A 16,592-nucleotide genomic window follows, 5' to 3' on the forward strand; every position below is an offset into this window, starting at 1 on the left:
CATGGATGACGTCGTGGTCCGACCGGTCGACCTCGCCGCACGCGTGGACGACGCCCTCGCCGTACAGGCCCTCGCCTTCGGGCTGACCGAGGACGAGGTCGCGGTACGTCACCACATCGTGCTGCGCCACCTGCGGAACCCGGGCGCGTGCGCCTATGGCGCGACGACGGCCGCCGGGCGGCTCGTCGGGTTCGTGTACGGAATGCCCAACGACCGTACGCACTGGTGGTCCACGGTCGTCCAGCCCTACCTCGTGCGGGAGGGCAACGACGCCTGGCTCGACGACTCCTTCGTGATCACAGAGCTCCATGTGCACCCCGACTTCCAGGGCCGGGGCATCGGCCGTGAGCTGATCACCACCATCACGGACGCCGCGGAGCAGCCGCGCTCCATCCTGTCCGCCATCGACGTCGAGAATCCCGCCCGGCTGCTCTACCGCGCCCTGGGCTACCGCGACCTGGCCCGCAGGGTCCACTTCCCGAGCGCCGCGAAGCCCTACGCGGTGATGGGCGCGCCGCTGCCGCTGTTGCGGCGGAACTGATTTCCTTCGGCAGCCGCCCCGGAGCTAACCTCCTAGCCATCACACTTTTCACCGCAGGAGAGTTCCTCATGGCCCAGGTCCAGCGCATGTCCCGGTTGATGGTCAAGACACTGCGCGACGACCCGGCGGACGCCGAGACGCTCAGCCACAAGCTGCTCGTCCGCGCCGGTTACGTCCGCCGCAACGCCGCGGGCATCTGGTCCTGGCTGCCGCTGGGCATGAAGGTCCTGGAGAACGTCTCCCGCGTGGTGCGCGAGGAGATGGACGCGATCGGCGCGCAGGAGGTCCTGCTGCCGGCGCTGCTGCCCAAGGAGCCGTACGAGGCGACGGGCCGCTGGGAGGAGTACGGCGCCGAGCTGTTCCGCCTCAAGGACCGCAAGGGCGGTGACTACCTCCTCGGCCCCACCCACGAGGAGATCTTCACCCAGCTGGTCAAGGACCAGTGCACGTCCTACAAGGACCTGCCGGTGATCCTGTACCAGATCCAGACGAAGTACCGCGACGAGGCGCGTCCCCGTTCCGGCATCCTGCGCGGCCGTGAGTTCCAGATGAAGGACTCGTACTCCTTCGACACCACGGACGAGGGCCTCGCCGAGTCGTACGCGCTGCACCGCGAGGCGTACATCAAGATCTTCGACCGGCTCGGCCTCAAGCACAAGATCGTCTCGGCGATCTCGGGCGCCATGGGCGGTTCCGCGTCGGAGGAGTTCCTGGCCCCGGCCGCCGCGGGCGAGGACACCTTCGTCTACTGCCCGAACTGCGACTACGCCGCCAACACCGAGGCCGTCACGTTCAAGCAGCAGCCGGAGGACCCCACCGCGCACGGCCCGGTCGAGGAGCTGGACACCCCCGACACGCCGACCATCGAGACGCTCGCCGCGCACCTGGACGTCCCGGCCTCCCACACGCTGAAGAACCTGCTGGTCAAGGTCGACGGCGAGATCGTGGCCGTCGGCGTGCCCGGTGACCGCGAGGTGGACCTCGGCAAGCTGGAGGACCACCTGGCCCCGGCCACCGTCGAGCTGGTCGCCGCGGAGGACTTCGAGGGCCGCGACGACCTGGTACGCGGTTACGTCGGCCCGCAGGGCCTGGACAAGGTCCGGTACATCGCCGACCCGCGCGTCTCGCCCGGCACGGCGTGGATCACCGGCGCCAACAAGCCCGGCAAGCACGCGAAGAACGTCGTCGCCGGCCGTGACTTCGAGGTCGACCAGTACCTGGACGTCGTCGTGGTGGAGGAGGGCGACCCCTGCCCCAACTGCGGCTCCGACCTCAAGATCGACCGGGCCATCGAGATCGGCCACATCTTCCAGCTCGGCCGCAAGTACGCCGACGCCTTCCAGCTCGACGTCCTGGGCCAGAACGGCAAGCCCGTCCGCGTCACCATGGGCTCGTACGGCATCGGCGTCTCCCGCGCGGTCGCGGCTCTGGCCGAGCAGCACGCCGACGAGCAGGGCCTGTGCTGGCCCCGCGAGATCGCCCCGGCCGACGTCCATGTCGTCGCGGCCGGCAAGGCGCTCCAGACCGAGCTGGCGCTCGACGTCTCGGAGAAGCTGAAGGCGGCCGGCCTGCGTGTCCTGGTCGACGACCGGGCCGGGGTGTCGCCGGGCGTGAAGTTCACGGACGCGGAGCTCATCGGCGTACCGAAGATCCTGGTCGCGGGCCGCCGCTCGGGCGAGGGAGTCGTCGAGCTGAAGGACCGCCGCACGGGTGAGCGCGAGGAGCTGACGGTCGACGAGGCGATCGCCCGCCTCAGCGCCTGACGCCCCCGGGGCTCCGCCCCAGGTCGTCGGGCCTGCCCCCGGTGCCTCCCGTTGTGGGCAGTCGTCCCGCTGGGGCGGTGCCCTCCCCGTTGTGGCCCGGTGCCTCCCGTTGTGGGCAGTCGTCCCGCTGGGCGGGACGGGTGGGCACAACGGGACGGGGCGGTGCCCTTTCGGCGGTGACCCCTGGGGCGGTGCCTGTTTCCGGTGCCCACGTTCGCGGTGCCGTTCCGGCGGGCACCGCCGGTGGGTGGAGGGCGTGGCCCCTCCGGGCTCGCCTCCTCGAGGCCGGCGGCCTTGGCCACCGGAAAGGGAGCCCGCCCGTCGCCGCCAACCTCTGCGGGGGCGACCCTGCACGGCCCCACCCCGGCCGGATGCCGTCTGCGGATCGTGGGTGGGAGGGGCACGGGTCCGCCCGGGGACGTCAGATACAGCCCGCCGTGCCGGCGTCGTCGTCGCGGGTGTGGGGCGCCCGTTCGGTGAGGGGCGGGTCGGGCGCCGGATGAGAGGCGCGGAAGGCGTCGAGCGGGTCGTGCAGGTGCGGGTCGTGGACGTGCAGGGCCGTCGGCTGGGGGGCCGCCGCCGGCCGGTCGGCCGAGGGGGGCGGGTTCTGTGCGGCCCGCTCCAGGAAGCGCAGCAGCTCCACGGGGAACGGCAGCACCAGGGTCGAGTTCTTCTCGGCCGCGACGGCCACGATCGTCTGGAGCAGCCGAAGCTGGAGCGCGGAGGGCGTGTCCGACATGACTCCCGCGGCCTCGGCCAGCTTCTTCGACGCCTGGAGTTCCGCGTCCGCGTTGATGACGCGGGCGCGCCGCTCGCGGTCGGCCTCGGCCTGGCGGGCCATCGAGCGCTTCATCGTCTCCGGCAGTGAGACGTCCTTGATCTCGACCCGGTCGATGGTCACGCCCCACTCGACGGCCGGGTTGTCGATCATCAGTTCCAGCCCCTGGTTGAGCTTCTCCCGGTTGGAGAGCAGGTCGTCCAGGTCGCTCTTGCCGATGATCGAACGCAGGGAGGTCTGTGCGATCTGAGAGACGGCGAACCGGTAGTCCTCGACGCGGATGATCGCCGCGGCCGCGTCGACCACCTTGAAGTAGATCACCGCGTCGACCCGTACCGTGACGTTGTCGCGGGTGATGCCGTCCTGGGCGGGCACGGGCATGGTCACGATCTGCATGTTCACCTTGTGCATGCGTTCGATGAACGGGACCACCATGGTGAAGCCCGGTCCGCGGACGCCGCTGCGGAGCCGGCCGAAGCGCAGGACCACGCCCTTCTCGTACTGCTTGACGATCTTGGCGGCGGCCGCCACGTACACCGCGGCGGTCAAGCCCACCGCCGCTGCCGCTGCCAGCAGTTCCTCGACCATGACAGCCCTCCCGTCCTAGCCGGGTGTTACGGGTGCGTATGCCCAATATCGCACCTGTGGGGCCATTCGGGGAGTTCTAGAGCCAGCTTGCGAACTCCAGCAGCAGCTCCCCGTCCTGCCGCCGCCCGGCCGCCAGGGCCCGTGTGCCGGACTCCACGGCCCGGAACAGCGTCCAGCCGCGCAGTCGCTCCCGGTCGACGTCGAGGGAGTCGGCCAGCTTGTTCACCCGGCGGCGCCCGGACGTCGGCCCCGACGCCGCCGCGACGAGGTCCTCGACCCGGTCGCGGACCAGCCGCGCCAGGTCGTACGCGCGTTCGCCCACGAGCGGGTCCGGGCCGACCGCCAGCCAGGGCGCCCGCTCTCCGGCGAGCACCTTGCCCTGCCGGAAGTTGCCGTGCAGGAGCAGCTCCTCAGGGGCGTCGGCGACCAGTTCGTCCCGGGCGCCGAGCGCCGCCGACACCAGGTCGGCCGTCCCGGCGTCCTTCACGGCCCGCATGGCCTCCGCCTGCCGCCCGGTGCGCTCGGCGACCGACTCGAAACCGTGCCCCTCCGGCGGGGCCACCCACAGGCGCCGCACGGTGCCCGCGGCCTCCAGCAGCGCCTTGGCCTCCGGCAGCGAGCGCAGGCCGACCTCGGTGTGCAGCCGCTCCAGGAGCAGGTCCGGGCCGTCGGTGTCCAGCAGCCGCACCGCGCCCCAGCCGTTCCAGTGCGCGAGCGCCGCCCGCTCCAGGTCCGGCGCGGCGAACGGCGGCGCCACCTTCAGGGCCGCCGGGGTGCCGTCCGACAGCCGTACGAGGAGGACGAGGCTGCTGCGGCCGCCGGGCGCGATCACCCGTTCGACGTCGAGGTTCCGCAGGTCCACCGCCTGCCGGGCGAGCTCCGGAAGCCGGGCGAGCCAGTCGCCGGCGGCAGCGTCCCCGTACGTCTCGCCGAGAGCCCGCACCAGTCGCTGCGGCGGTTCGAAACCCATGCGTGCGTTGTTCCCTCTCGTAAGCCGGGGCTCAGAGTAGCCCGGGCTCACAGTCGCTCGGCGAGCCCAGGAAAGGCTACGCCGCTGCCCCGCCAGCGCACGGCCCGCACCGCGGCCTCCCGCAGCGCGCTCGCCGCCTCCCGCCGCAGCGGCCCTTCGGCGGCCCGTACGAGGTCGGAGTAGACGCCCGCCACCCGGTCCTCCAGCTCGGCGGCCAGCCGCACGGCGGCGGCCGCGTCCGGCACCGGGAAGGGCAGGGCGTAGGCGGCGGCGGACGCGGCGGGTTTGCCGCCCAGGTCGCGCACCGCGCGGGTCAGCGCGTCCCGCCGGGCGCGGTGCGCGTCGTACGCGGCCGCCGCCTCCGCCGCCCGCCCGTCGCCGACCCGGCCGCCGACGACCCCGTACCCGTACACCGCGGCGTGTTCGGCGGCGAGCGCCGCCTGCGCGGCTTCCAGGGCGGCCTCGCTCATGACCGGGTCCCTTCGCTGGTGAGCAGGTACGCGTGCGCGGCTGCCGCGGCCGCGACGGACGCCAGGAGCCGCGCGTACTCGGCGGGAGCGTTGATCAGGGTCGCGGCGTGCGTGTCGGCGGCCTGCCGCGCCGCGACCGCGAGCTCCGCCACGGCGACGCCCGGGTCGGCGGGCACGCCGCTCTCGGGCACGCCCGGCGTGCCGGGGGCGACCGGGGCTCCCGCCGGGGGCGGTCCGGCCGGAGTGCCCGGAGTCGGCCGCGTCGTACCGGCCGGCGCTCCCGCCCGGGCCGGGGCGTCCGGAGGGACGGGCGCGCCGGGAGTGGCCGGGGCGGTGGGGGCCGGCGGGGCGGGGGAGGCGCCCACCGGGCCCAGCGCCGCGACGTGCGCCGCCGTCGCCGCGCGCAGCGGGGTCAGCCGGGCGGCCAGCGAGGGGTGCGCGGCGAGGACCTCGTCGTACCGGGCCAGCATCGCCGCGCTCGTCGCGGCCGACCGGCGCCGCAGCGCCGCCTCCGCACGAGCCGCGCGTTCCGCCGCCGACGCGGACGGCGCGGCGCCCGGACCGTCCGGGGTGCACGCGCCGAGCACACCGGCCGCGGCCACCGCGCCCGTCGTGATGAGCGCGCGTCTGCGTGTCGTTCCCGTGCGCCCCACGCGTCACTCCCTCAGCCAGGCCGTCCGCAACCGAAGATCATCGCACGCGAGCGTACCTGCGGCTCGTTGCGAGGTGGACGGCAACACCCCCCGCGACCGGATACCCTTTGGTCTGACACGCGACGATCCCACAACAGCACACGCGGCCGAGGAGTCACCCGGATGAGCACCACCCAGAGCGAAAGGCTGCGCGGGCTGCTGGAACCGCTGGTCAGCGCCAAGGACCTGGACCTCGAGGAGATCGAGGTGTCCCGGGCGGGCCGGCGGCGGATGCTGAGGATCATCGTCGACTCGGACGAGGGCGTGGAACTCGACGCCTGTGCCGAGCTGAGCCGCGCCATCTCCGACAAGCTCGACGAGACGGACGCGATGGGCGACGAGGAGTACGTCCTCGAAGTGAGCTCGCCGGGCGCCGACCGCCCGCTGACCGAGCACCGCCACTATGTACGCGCCACCGGCCGCCTGGTGAAGCTGCAGCTCCACGAGGACGGTGAGCTGGTGGCCCGCATCCTCTCCGTGGACGACGAGGGCCTCGATCTCGAGGTGCCGGGTGTGAAGGGGCGCAAGCCCACCGCCCGCCGGGTCGCGTTCGCGGACATCGCGAAGGCGCGCGTGGAGATCGAGTTCAACCGCAAGGACAAGAAGGAAGAGGAGGCGTAGCCGTGGACATCGACGTGAAGCTCCTGAGGGGCTTGGCACAGGAGAAGGAGATTCCCTTCGACCTGCTGGTCGAGGCGATCGAGTCGGCCCTCCTCATCGCCTACCACCGCACCGAGGGAGCCCGCCGTCACGCCCGTGTCGTGCTGGACCGGCAGACCGGTCATGTGACGGTGTGGGCGAAGGAGGACCCGGCCGACCTGGAGGAGGGGCAGGAGCCCAAGGAGTTCGACGACACGCCGTCGGACTTCGGCCGCATCGCGGCGAGCACCGCCCGCCAGGTCATCCAGCAGCGGCTGCGGGACGCCGAGAACGACGTCACGTTCGGCGAGTACGCCCGCCGCGAGGGCGACATCGTCGCCGGCATGGTGCAGCAGGGCAAGGACCCCAAGAACGTCCTGGTGAAGCTGGACGACAAGCTGGAAGCGATCCTTCCGGTGCAGGAGCAGGTGCCCGGCGAGGAGTACACGCACGGCCTGCGGCTGCGCACCTACGTCGTCCGCGTCGCCAAGGGCGTGCGCGGTCCGTCGGTCACCCTGTCGCGGACGCATCCCAATCTGGTGAAGAAGCTGTTCGCGCTGGAGGTCCCGGAGATCGCGGACGGTTCGGTCGAGATCGCGGCGATCGCCCGTGAGGCCGGCCACCGCACCAAGATCGCGGTCCGGTCCACCCGTTCGGGCCTGAACGCCAAGGGCGCCTGCATCGGCCCGATGGGCAGCCGGGTGCGCAATGTCATGGCCGAGCTGCACGGCGAGAAGATCGACATCGTCGACTGGTCGGACGACCCGGCCGAGATGGTGGCCAACGCGCTGTCCCCGGCCCGTGTGTCCAAGGTGGAGGTCGTCGACCTCGCCGCCCGGTCCGCCCGGGTGACCGTGCCGGACTACCAGCTTTCGCTGGCGATCGGCAAGGAGGGGCAGAACGCCCGCCTCGCCGCGCGGCTGACCGGCTGGCGGATCGACATCCGCCCGGACACCGAGCAGCAGCAGCCCGCCGACGACCAGGGCTGACGCGCGTTCCCCGGCTGCCCGGGGAATAGAACCCGCCATCGTCACGTTGTGCGATGGCGAGATCACGACAACAACCGTTCGATTTTTGCCCCAAAGGGGTGAGGTCGGTGCGGGGAGGTAGACTTAACCGTGTCTGGCCGGACGCATGCCCGCGCATGCCCTGAGCGAACCTGTCTGGGATGCCGGGAGCGAGCGGCCAAGCGTGATCTGCTGCGCATCGTGTTGATCAAGGGCGAGTGCGTCCCCGATCCACGCGGTACGCTGCCCGGCCGGGGTGCTTACGTGCATCCCGCCTCGGTCTGTCTCGACCTGGCGGTCCGCCGCCGGGCGTTCCCGAGGGCCCTCAGGGTCCAGGGGCCGCTCGACGTCGCGGACGTCCGCCGGTACGTCGAGCAGTCGGCACCGTAAGAAGAAGTACGGCACGGAACACCGTGCGGTCAGGTACCTCGCGAGTTGGAAGTAGGTCGAGATTGCGATGAGCACTCGATGAGTACGCGATGAGTACGCCCATGAAGTAGCGACGGTCCGGCGGTAACCCGGACCTAAAAGGAGCGAAGTGGCTAAGGTCCGGGTATACGAACTCGCCAAGGAGTTCGGTGTAGAGAGCAAGGTCGTCATGGCCAAGCTCCAGGAACTCGGTGAATTCGTCCGTTCGGCGTCTTCCACCATCGAAGCGCCGGTTGTACGCAAACTGACTGACGCGCTGCAGGGGCCCGGCGGCAACGCCGGCAAGTCCGCAGCCAAGCCCGGCGCGCCCCGCAAGGCCGCGCCCGCGAAGCCCGCCGCCCCCGCGCCCTCCCCGGCGCAGGCGGCACGTCCCGCCGCCCCGAAGCCCGGCGCCCCCGCGCCGAAGCCCGCGGCGGCCGAGAAGCCCGCGGCGCCGGCCCCCGGCCCGCGTCCCACCCCGGGTCCGAAGCCCGCGGCGGCGCCCAAGCCGGCGCCCGCCTCGCCGGCTCCGGCGAACCCGGAGTTCACCGCGCCCCCGTCGGCCCCGGCCGCCGGTCCCCGGCCCGGTGCCACCCCCGGTCCCCGTCCCGCCGGCCGCCCCCAGGGCGAGCGCGGTCAGGGCGGCGAGCGCGGTGGCCGTCCCGGTGGCGCCCCGCGCCCCGGTGGCGAGCGTCAGGCCCCCCGTCCGGGTGCCCCGCGTCCCGCGGGTCCGCGTCCGGGCAACAACCCGTTCACCTCTGGTGGCTCCACCGGCATGGCGCGCCCGCAGGCGCCCCGTCCGGGCGGTGCCCCGCGTCCCGGTGGCGCCGGTGCCCCGGGCGGTCCGCGTCCGCAGGGCGCCGGTCAGGGCGGTCCCCGTCCGCAGGCCGGTCCCGGTGGACCGCGTCCCACTCCCGGCGGCATGCCGCGTCCCCAGGCCCCGCGCCCGGGTGGCGGTCCCGCTGGTAACCGCCCGAACCCGGGCATGATGCCGCAGCGTCCGGCTGCCGGTCCCCGCCCCGGCGGTGGCCCCGGTGGTGGCCGCGGTCCCGGTGGTGGCGGTCGTCCCGGCGGTGCCGGCGGCGGCGGTCGTCCCGGCTTCGCCGGCCGTCCGGCCGGTCCCGGCGGCGGTGGCGGCGGTTTCGCCGGCCGTCCCGGTGGCGGTGGCGGCGGCGGTCGTCCCGGTGGTCCCGGTGGCGGTGGCGGCGGCTTCGGCGGTCGTCCCGGCTTCGGTGGCCGTCCCGGTGGCCCCGGTGGCCGTGGTGGCACGCAGGGCGCCTTCGGTCGTCCCGGCGGTCCGGCGCGTCGTGGCCGCAAGTCGAAGCGGCAGAGGCGCCAGGAGTACGAGGCCATGCAGGCCCCGTCGGTCGGCGGCGTGATGCTGCCTCGCGGCAACGGCGAGACCGTTCGCCTGTCGCGCGGTGCGTCCCTCACCGACTTCGCGGAGAAGATCAACGCCAACCCGGCGTCGCTCGTCGCGGTCATGATGAACCTCGGCGAGATGGTCACCGCCACGCAGTCCGTCTCCGACGAGACGCTGCAGCTGCTCGGTGACGAGATGAACTACCAGGTTCAGATCGTCAGCCCCGAGGAGGAGGACCGCGAGCTGCTCGAGTCCTTCGACCTCGAGTGGGGCGAGGACGAGGGCGGCGAGGAGTACCTCACGCCGCGTCCGCCGGTCGTGACCGTCATGGGTCACGTCGACCACGGTAAGACCCGACTGCTGGACGCGATCCGCAAGACGAACGTCGTCGCGGGCGAGGCCGGCGGTATTACGCAGCACATCGGTGCGTACCAGGTCGCCACCGAGGTCAACGGCGAGGACCGCAAGATCACCTTCATCGACACCCCGGGTCACGAGGCGTTCACCGCCATGCGTGCCCGTGGTGCGAAGTCCACCGACATCGCGATCCTCGTGGTCGCGGCCAATGACGGTGTGATGCCCCAGACGATCGAGGCGCTGAACCACGCCAAGGCGGCCGACGTGCCGATCGTGGTCGCGGTCAACAAGATCGACGTCGAGGGCGCCGACCCGGTCAAGGTGCGCGGTCAGCTGACCGAGTACGGCCTGGTGGCCGAGGAGTACGGCGGCGACACCATGTTCGTCGACATCTCCGCCAAGCAGGGTCTGCACATCGACTCCCTGCTGGAGGCCGTCATCCTCACGGCCGACGCGTCGCTCGACCTCCGGGCCAACCCGGAGCAGGACGCGCAGGGTATTGCCATCGAGGCCCACCTGGACAAGGGCCGCGGCGCCGTCGCGACCGTCCTGGTCCAGCGAGGCACGCTGCGGGTCGGCGACACGATGGTCGCGGGCGACGCCTACGGCCGCGTCCGCGCCATGCTCGACGACAAGGGCGAGAACGTGGAAGAGGCGGGTCCCTCGACCCCGGTCCTCGTCCTCGGTCTCACCAACGTCCCGGGCGCCGGCGACAACTTCCTGGTGGTCGACGAGGACCGTACGGCCCGTCAGATCGCCGAGAAGCGTGCCGCCCGTGAGCGCAACGCCGCGTTCGCCAAGCGTGTGCGCCGTGTCTCCCTCGAGGACCTGGACAAGGTGCTCAAGGCCGGCGAGATCCAGCAGCTCAACCTCATCATCAAGGGTGACGCTTCCGGTTCCGTCGAGGCGCTCGAGTCGTCCCTGCTCCAGCTCGACGTCGGCGAAGAGGTCGACATCCGGGTCCTGCACCGCGGTGTCGGTGCGGTCACGGAGTCGGACATCGACCTGGCGATGGGCTCCGACGCCATCGTCATCGGCTTCAACGTCCGCGCGGCCGGCCGTGCCGCGCAGATGGCGGAGCGCGAGGGCGTCGACGTCCGGTACTACTCGGTGATCTACCAGGCCATCGAGGAGATCGAGGCGGCCCTCAAGGGCATGCTCAAGCCGGAGTACGAAGAGGTCGAGCTCGGTACGGCGGAGATCCGCGAGGTCTTCCGCTCGTCCAAGCTGGGCAACATCGCGGGTGTTCTCATCCGCTCCGGCGAGGTGCGACGCAACACCAAGGCGCGCCTCATCCGCGACGGCAAGGTCATCGCGGAGAACCTCAACATCGAGGGTCTGCGTCGCTTCAAGGACGACGTCACCGAGATCCGCGAGGGCTTCGAGGGTGGTATCAACCTCGGAAACTTCAACGACATCAAGGTCGACGACGTCATCGCGACGTACGAGATGCGCGAGAAGCCGCGCGGCTGATCGAAGCCACGGCAGCCGGGGCCGGTCGGCGGAAGTATTTCCGTCGATCGGCCCCGGCCGTTCCGTGTACGGTTCTTGGTGTCCCTGCCAAGTGGTTGGCGGGGCACTGAACCCGAACCGGCGGGACATCCGGGCACACATGTATGTGGGGACTCTGTCCTTCGACCTGCTCCTCGGCGACGTACGGTCGTTGAAGGAGAAGCGCTCCGTCGTCCGCCCGATCATCGCGGAGCTGCAACGCAAGTTCGCGGTGAGTGTGGCGGAGACCGACTCCCAGAACCTCCATCGCCGGGCCCAGATCGGCCTCGCGATGGTGTCGGGGGACGTCGGGCACCTGACGGACGTGCTGGACCGGTGCGAGCGCATGGTCGCGGGCCGGCCCGAGGTGGAGCTGCTGTCGGTACGACGGCGCATGCACACCGATGAAGACTGAACGTGCCGCACTGCGGCACGACGAACGTAGGACGAAAGAGGAGAAGGACCGGTGGCCGACAACGCGCGGGCCCGCAAGCTGGCCGATCGCATCCAGGTCGTGGTCGCGGAGACCCTGGACCGGCGTATCAAGGATCCGCGACTGGGCTTCGTGACCATCACGGACGCCCGGGTCACCGGTGACCTGCGGGAGGCGACGGTCTTCTACACGGTCTACGGCGACGAGGAGGAGCGGGCGGCGTCCGCGGCGGCGCTGGAGTCCGCCAAGGGCATCCTGCGCTCCGAGGTGGGCAAGCAGACCGGGGTCCGCTTCACCCCGACCCTGACCTTCGTCCCCGACGCCCTGCCGGACAACGCCCGCACCATCGAGGACCTCCTCCACAAGGCGCGGGCCAAGGACGCCGAGGTGCGCGAGGTGTCGACCGGCAAGACGTACGCCGGCGAGGCCGACCCGTACCGCAAGCCCGAGGACGAGGACGAGGGCGAAGCCTCGGAATGACACAGCACACCAGGACGCCCGACGGGCTTGTCGTCGTCGACAAGCCGTCGGGCTTCACTTCGCACGACGTCGTCGCCAAGATGCGCGGGATCGCCAGGACCCGCCGCGTCGGACACGCGGGGACGCTCGACCCGATGGCCACCGGCGTGCTGGTCCTCGGTGTCGAGAAGGCCACCAAGCTCCTCGGTCACCTCGCGCTGACCGAGAAGGAGTACCTCGGCACCGTCCGGCTCGGGCAGAACACCGTCACCGACGACGCGGAGGGCGAGGTCACCTCGTCCACCGACGCCTCCCGGGTCACCCGTGAAGCCGTCGACGCGGAGGTGGCCAAACTGACCGGCGCCATCATGCAGGTGCCGTCCAAGGTCAGCGCCATCAAGATCGACGGCAAGCGGTCGTACGCGCGCGTCCGGGGCGGCGAGGAGTTCGACATCCCGGCCCGCCCGGTGACGGTCTCGTCGTTCCAGGTGTACGACATGCGCGACGCGGTCGCGGAGGACGGGACCCCGGTCGTCGACCTCGTCGTCTCGGTCGTCTGCTCCTCCGGTACGTACATCCGCGCCCTCGCCCGCGACCTGGGCGCCGGGCTCGGCGTCGGCGGGCACCTCACCGCCCTGCGGCGCACCCGCGTCGGCCCGTACAAGCTGGACTCGGCCCGCACCCTGGACCAGCTCCAGGAAGAGCTCACGGTCATGCCGATCGCCGAGGCCGCGGCCGCCGCGTTCCCCCGCTGGGAGGTGGACGAGCGGCGGGCGAAGCTCCTGCTGAACGGCGTACGCCTGGACATGCCGGCCTACGACACGGCACCCGTGGCGGTCTTCGGACCGGACGGCCGCTTCCTGGCGCTGGTGGAGGAGAAGAACGGCAAGGCGAAGAGCCTGGCCGTCTTCGGCTGACACCGCCCCGCCCCGAGACGGTCCCACCGTGGAGCGGGCGGCGGGTGCCCCGGCGCCCGCGGCCCGCTCCACGATCCCCCTCGCACAGGGTCTATCCGCCCAGCAGGCGCAATTCACCCGGTTGGCCAGGCGCTCGGAGTGAACGGCGGGGGCACAAGGGGGCGCTTTCGGATCGTGTCCTTCTCCCGGTGATCAACACCGCCCTACCGTCGAACCATGGAACGCGGGGAACGGGCGACGCTGGTGCGGATCTGCGATCCGGCGGGCCGGGCCCGCGGGGTCGGCTTCGTCGCCGACGACGAGGGCACGGTCGTGACCAGCCACGAAGCGGTGGACGGACTCGTACGGGTGGGGGTGCACGCGCCCGGCGGCCCGACCTGCGTGGCCGAGGCCGACGCCATCGTCCCGCTGCCCGAGGCCGACCTGGCACTCGTCCGGACGGAGGGCCTCGGGGTGGACCCGCTGCCGGTCGCGGTCCGCGGACGCGTCGAACCGGGGACGTACGTACGGATCGCCGCACGCGGCTGGCGCGAGGCACGGGTGCTCGGCACCGCCCGGGTGACCTACACGACGGCCGACCGGTTCCACCTCCTCGGTGACGCGCTGGAACTCGCCATCGGTACCGAGGGCCGCGAGGCACTGCGGCTGGGCGGCGAGGCCGCCGGAGGGCCCGTACTGGACGCCGCGACGGGCACGGTGCTGGGCGTGCTGGGAACGGCGCTGCACGCCGGGCACCGGGCGGCCGGGCTCGCCGTGCCGCTCGCGCGGGTCGCCGCCTCGGCGCCCGACGGGCCGCTCGCCGCGCTGCTGCGGCGCAACGCCGCCACCGTCCCCGCGTACGGCGACGACCTCAACCTCGCCGGCGCCCTCCACCTCACCGCCACGACCGGCGGAACCGCCGGCGGACCGGGCACCTGGCCCGACCCGGTGGAGCGGCGCTCCGTCGCGGCCGAACTGGCGGCGTTCACGGAGTCGGACGCCGTGGTGTTCGCCCTCGTCGGTGACCCCGGCAGCGGGCGGACCACCGAACTGCGCGCCCTCACCGACCGCCGCGCGCACGGCGACGCACCCGCCCCCACCCTCTGGCTGCGCGGCGCCGACCTGCACGCGGACGACACGTCCCTGGCCGACGCGATCGCACGGGCACTGCGGCAAGCCGGCCGGATCGTGGCCTGCTCCGGCGCACCGGGTGACATGAGCACCGCCACACCCGCGCGGGTCGCCCGGCTCGCCCGGGACTGGGGGCGCCCCCTGCTCGTCCTCCTCGACTCCCCGGAGGAGATGCCGCCCGTCCTCGCCCACCGGCTCGCCGGATGGACCTCGGCGACGGTCGGCTGGCTCCGGGACCACCACACCCGGCTCGTCGTCGCCTGCCGGCCCGAACACTGGGAACAGGCGGGCGCGCGGTACCCCGCCGGGACGCTGTACCGGCCCGGCAGGCCCGCCTGGCGGCTGCCGGACGCGCTGCCGATCGGCGACCTGTCCGGGCGGGAGGCCAAACGGGCACGCGAACGGTACGGACTGCCCGGTGACGCCCTCGCCCCGGACGACGCCCGGCACCCCCTGGCGCTCCGGCTCCTCGCGGAAGTGCGGGAGGCCCTGCCCGGGGACGTGTCCGGGCGGCCCCGCCGGCAGGAGGTCTTCGCCGCCCACCTGGACCTGATGTGCCTGCGCGTCGCCGTCCGGATCGCCGCCGGGTCCCGCCCCCCGCTGCGCGGCGGCGCGGTACGGCGGCTCGCCGCGCGGGTGGCGGGGCGTGTGCACGAGGCGGCGCGGCGCTGCCTCGGCCCCGGGCAGGGGCAACTGGACCGGGAGACGTTCGAGGAGCTGTTCCCCTGGACCACCGGCTGGGCGGGCGCCGTCCTGACCGAGGGCCTGCTCGTCCCCGCCGGCACCGGCTACCGGTTCGCCCACGAAGAGGTCGGCGACTGGATCCAGGGCGGGCACCTGGACCTGGACGCCGCGCTCGACGCGCTGGTCCACGGCGACGCCCCGGCGGACCTGCCCGTACCCCGCCACCGGATCGGCCCGGTGATCCAGGCCCTGCTGCTCCTGGACCGCGCCCACGGACCGGCCGCCCTGGCCGGGCGGCTGGAAGGCCTGGTCGACGCCCTGGAGCACCCCGCCGACCCGGACGCCGCCTGGTGGGGCGCCCGGCTGCTGGGCGAGACGCTGCTCGGCGTGCGGGACCTGCGCCCCTACCTGGGCGTGCTGCGGCTGCTCGCCGAGCGCATCGCCGCGTCGGGCGCCGACGGGGCCTTCGAGGAGTTCGGGCCCTGGTTCTGGGAACGGCTCCGGATCGGCGAGGACGACCGCGTCGACCTGCTGCGGCGCCTGGTGCCCGCCGACGCGGCACCCGGGACACGTGACGTTCCGCGGTACCTGGACGCCGTCGCCGTACGGCTGGCCGTCGATCCCCGGGGCGTGCAGCCCCTGCTGTGCCGGTGGTTCACCGACGAACGGCCGCTGCCCGCCGAACCCGGCGCCCAGGTGCGGCCCACCGTGGCAGGCGCCGCCCAGGCCCTGCTGTACGCCCACCGCGACCTGGCCGTCGACGACCTGTGCGAGGCGCTCGTCACCTGCGCCCACCCACGCGCCGACGAGCTGCTCGCCGCCCTCGCCGAGGACGAGCCGTCCGCGCTGTGCCGGGCCGTCGACCGCTGGGCCCACGACGACATCCGGCCCGGCAGGCGCGTGGCCGCCGCCACGTACGCGTACCTGCTCGCCACCCACACCACCACCGCCGCCACCGACCGCGAATCCCTCCGGTACGCCGCACGGGCCCTCCTCGCCCGCCCCGAGGACCAGGCCCTGCACGGGCCCGCGCTCGGCATCCTCGTACGCGACCCCCACAGCCGGGGCCCGTACCTCAGCCGGGCGCTGACCGCCTTCCGGGCCAGCGCCCCCGGCCTGCCCGCCGGCGCGCTCGCAGCCGCCGTGACCACCCACCCCGAGCCGGTCCTGGCCGCCTTCCGCGCCCGGCTCCTGGACGGCGGGCCGCACGCCGACGCCGTACTGGAAGGGCTCGCGGGGATCCGCACGCCCGCCCTCGCCCGCCGCGCCGCCGAACTGGTCCGCGCGTACGTCCACCACCACCCCGAGGGCGCCGTCCACGCCGCCGCGTACGTCGACCGCCGTCTGGAGCAGGGACCGTCCGCCCGCGCCGTGCTCTTCCCGCTCGTCAGCGGGCTGCTCCGAGGCTCCCCCGTGGAAGTGCGGGGCGCGCTGGCCCCCGTCCTCGCCGCGCCCGGCACGCCCGCGTCCCGCCCGCTGCGCGAGGAGCTCCTCGACGTGCTCCTGGAGTACGAGCGGTACGAGAGCCACGACGGCCGCGACCTCGCCGTGCTCGACGCGCTGCTGCGGGCCGCCGCGCTCGGGGCCGCCCGGCGCCCCGAGGCGCGCACCCGCGAGCTCGTCCACCGCACCGGCCTGCTCCTCGTCCGTACGCCCGAGGGCGCGACCTGCTTCGACCGGCGGCTTGTCGAGCTCGCCCGGCAGGTGCCGGGGTTCGCCGTCCTGGTCGCCGACTGGCTGCGGCAGGCACCGGCGGACTGGGCCTTCGTGGTGGGGCCGAGCGCCCGCCGGACCGTCGAGGACCTGGGCGGCGCCCCGGCCGGCATGGTCCATCCGATGCCGATGCGGGCCGCAAGCCGTGGGCATGGCAGTCTTAGACCTGCGTAAGAGGTCAATGACGTACACGGGTTCGGGCGAGGAGC

The 16,592-nt window shown here is 73.2% G+C and carries 14 protein-coding genes; 10 read left to right on the forward strand and 4 right to left on the reverse strand.

From position 1 onward, the window contains the following. The first annotated feature begins 1 nt into the window (after position 1). Positions 2 to 541, forward strand: coding sequence for a GNAT family N-acetyltransferase (locus ACZ6C1_RS03045; RefSeq protein WP_469237047.1), 540 nt, complete (start codon positions 2 to 4; stop codon positions 539 to 541). Positions 542 to 609: 68 nt separating this feature from the next. Then, entirely contained in the window at positions 610 to 2,304 is a 1,695-nt protein-coding gene (locus ACZ6C1_RS03050) for a proline--tRNA ligase (RefSeq protein WP_469237048.1), read from the forward strand. A gap of 421 nt (positions 2,305 to 2,725) precedes the next feature. Here the strand turns inward: ACZ6C1_RS03050 and ACZ6C1_RS03055 are convergent, their stop codons facing one another. The 4 genes from ACZ6C1_RS03055 to ACZ6C1_RS03070 all read right to left on the reverse strand — a co-directional run bounded on the left by ACZ6C1_RS03055 (position 2,726) and on the right by ACZ6C1_RS03070 (position 5,763). Then, positions 2,726 to 3,670 carry a slipin family protein gene (locus ACZ6C1_RS03055; protein WP_469237049.1) on the reverse strand — a complete coding sequence of 315 codons (945 nt, stop codon included), beginning with the start codon at positions 3,668 to 3,670 and terminating at the stop codon, positions 2,726 to 2,728. 76 nt (positions 3,671 to 3,746) lie between these two features. After that, positions 3,747 to 4,640 (reverse strand): aminoglycoside phosphotransferase family protein, encoded by an 894-nt coding sequence (locus ACZ6C1_RS03060; protein ID WP_469237051.1) that lies wholly within the window; start codon positions 4,638 to 4,640, stop codon positions 3,747 to 3,749. 47 nt (positions 4,641 to 4,687) lie between these two features. After that, entirely contained in the window at positions 4,688 to 5,110 is a 423-nt protein-coding gene (locus ACZ6C1_RS03065; RefSeq protein WP_469237053.1) for a DUF4439 domain-containing protein, read from the reverse strand. Next, positions 5,107 to 5,763: a hypothetical protein gene (locus tag ACZ6C1_RS03070; RefSeq protein WP_469237055.1), complete on the reverse strand. Its 657-nt coding sequence runs from the start codon at positions 5,761 to 5,763 to the stop codon at positions 5,107 to 5,109. The genes ACZ6C1_RS03065 and ACZ6C1_RS03070 overlap by 4 nt, the downstream gene beginning before the upstream one ends. 162 nt (positions 5,764 to 5,925) lie before the next feature. Between ACZ6C1_RS03070 and rimP the strand changes: the two genes are divergently transcribed. The 8 genes from rimP (at position 5,926) to ACZ6C1_RS03110 (ending at position 16,557) form a co-directional block, all read left to right on the forward strand. Further along, positions 5,926 to 6,423 (forward strand): ribosome maturation factor RimP, encoded by a 498-nt coding sequence (rimP, locus tag ACZ6C1_RS03075; protein WP_469237056.1) that lies wholly within the window; start codon positions 5,926 to 5,928, stop codon positions 6,421 to 6,423. Between the two features lie 2 nt (positions 6,424 to 6,425). Next, the gene (gene nusA, locus ACZ6C1_RS03080) at positions 6,426 to 7,430 is read left to right on the forward strand and encodes a transcription termination factor NusA (RefSeq protein WP_469237058.1); all 1,005 of its coding nucleotides are present in this window, start codon (positions 6,426 to 6,428) and stop codon (positions 7,428 to 7,430) included. Positions 7,431 to 7,559: 129 nt separating this feature from the next. Beyond that, positions 7,560 to 7,838 carry a YlxR family protein gene (locus ACZ6C1_RS03085; protein WP_469237060.1) on the forward strand — a complete coding sequence of 93 codons (279 nt, stop codon included), beginning with the start codon at positions 7,560 to 7,562 and terminating at the stop codon, positions 7,836 to 7,838. A 148-nt stretch (positions 7,839 to 7,986) separates the two neighbouring features. Further along, on the forward strand, positions 7,987 to 11,049 hold the full coding sequence (infB, locus tag ACZ6C1_RS03090; RefSeq protein WP_469237062.1) for a translation initiation factor IF-2: 3,063 nt from the start codon (positions 7,987 to 7,989) through the stop codon (positions 11,047 to 11,049). Positions 11,050 to 11,188: 139 nt separating this feature from the next. Beyond that, on the forward strand, positions 11,189 to 11,482 hold the full coding sequence (locus ACZ6C1_RS03095) for a DUF503 domain-containing protein (protein WP_351820755.1): 294 nt from the start codon (positions 11,189 to 11,191) through the stop codon (positions 11,480 to 11,482). A gap of 51 nt (positions 11,483 to 11,533) precedes the next feature. Next, positions 11,534 to 11,980 carry a 30S ribosome-binding factor RbfA gene (rbfA, locus tag ACZ6C1_RS03100; protein ID WP_366131801.1) on the forward strand — a complete coding sequence of 149 codons (447 nt, stop codon included), beginning with the start codon at positions 11,534 to 11,536 and terminating at the stop codon, positions 11,978 to 11,980. Then, on the forward strand, positions 11,977 to 12,876 hold the full coding sequence (gene truB / locus ACZ6C1_RS03105; protein ID WP_469237064.1) for a tRNA pseudouridine(55) synthase TruB: 900 nt from the start codon (positions 11,977 to 11,979) through the stop codon (positions 12,874 to 12,876). Before rbfA ends, truB begins: the two co-directional genes overlap by 4 nt. Positions 12,877 to 13,092: 216 nt before the next feature. Next, positions 13,093 to 16,557, forward strand: a complete 3,465-nt coding sequence (locus ACZ6C1_RS03110) for a trypsin-like peptidase domain-containing protein (RefSeq protein ID WP_469237066.1) — start codon at positions 13,093 to 13,095, stop codon at positions 16,555 to 16,557. The last annotated feature ends 35 nt before the right edge of the window (positions 16,558 to 16,592 follow it).

The organism is Streptomyces sp. NPDC041796 (assembly GCF_055590785.1).

Bases quoted from the DNA above. Each gene is read 5' to 3' on its own strand.
- ACZ6C1_RS03045 (WP_469237047.1), top strand. From the start codon at position 2: ATGGATGACGTCGTGGTCCGACCGGTCGACCTCGCCGCACGCGTGGAC.
- ACZ6C1_RS03050 (WP_469237048.1), top strand. From the start codon at position 610: ATGGCCCAGGTCCAGCGCATGTCCCGGTTGATGGTCAAGACACTGCGC.
- ACZ6C1_RS03055 (WP_469237049.1), bottom strand. From the start codon at position 3,670: ATGGTCGAGGAACTGCTGGCAGCGGCAGCGGCGGTGGGCTTGACCGCC.
- ACZ6C1_RS03060 (WP_469237051.1), bottom strand. From the start codon at position 4,640: ATGGGTTTCGAACCGCCGCAGCGACTGGTGCGGGCTCTCGGCGAGACG.
- ACZ6C1_RS03065 (WP_469237053.1), bottom strand. From the start codon at position 5,110: ATGAGCGAGGCCGCCCTGGAAGCCGCGCAGGCGGCGCTCGCCGCCGAA.
- rimP (WP_469237056.1), top strand. From the start codon at position 5,926: ATGAGCACCACCCAGAGCGAAAGGCTGCGCGGGCTGCTGGAACCGCTG.
- ACZ6C1_RS03095 (WP_351820755.1), top strand. From the start codon at position 11,189: ATGTATGTGGGGACTCTGTCCTTCGACCTGCTCCTCGGCGACGTACGG.
- truB (WP_469237064.1), top strand. From the start codon at position 11,977: ATGACACAGCACACCAGGACGCCCGACGGGCTTGTCGTCGTCGACAAG.
- ACZ6C1_RS03110 (WP_469237066.1), top strand. From the start codon at position 13,093: ATGGAACGCGGGGAACGGGCGACGCTGGTGCGGATCTGCGATCCGGCG.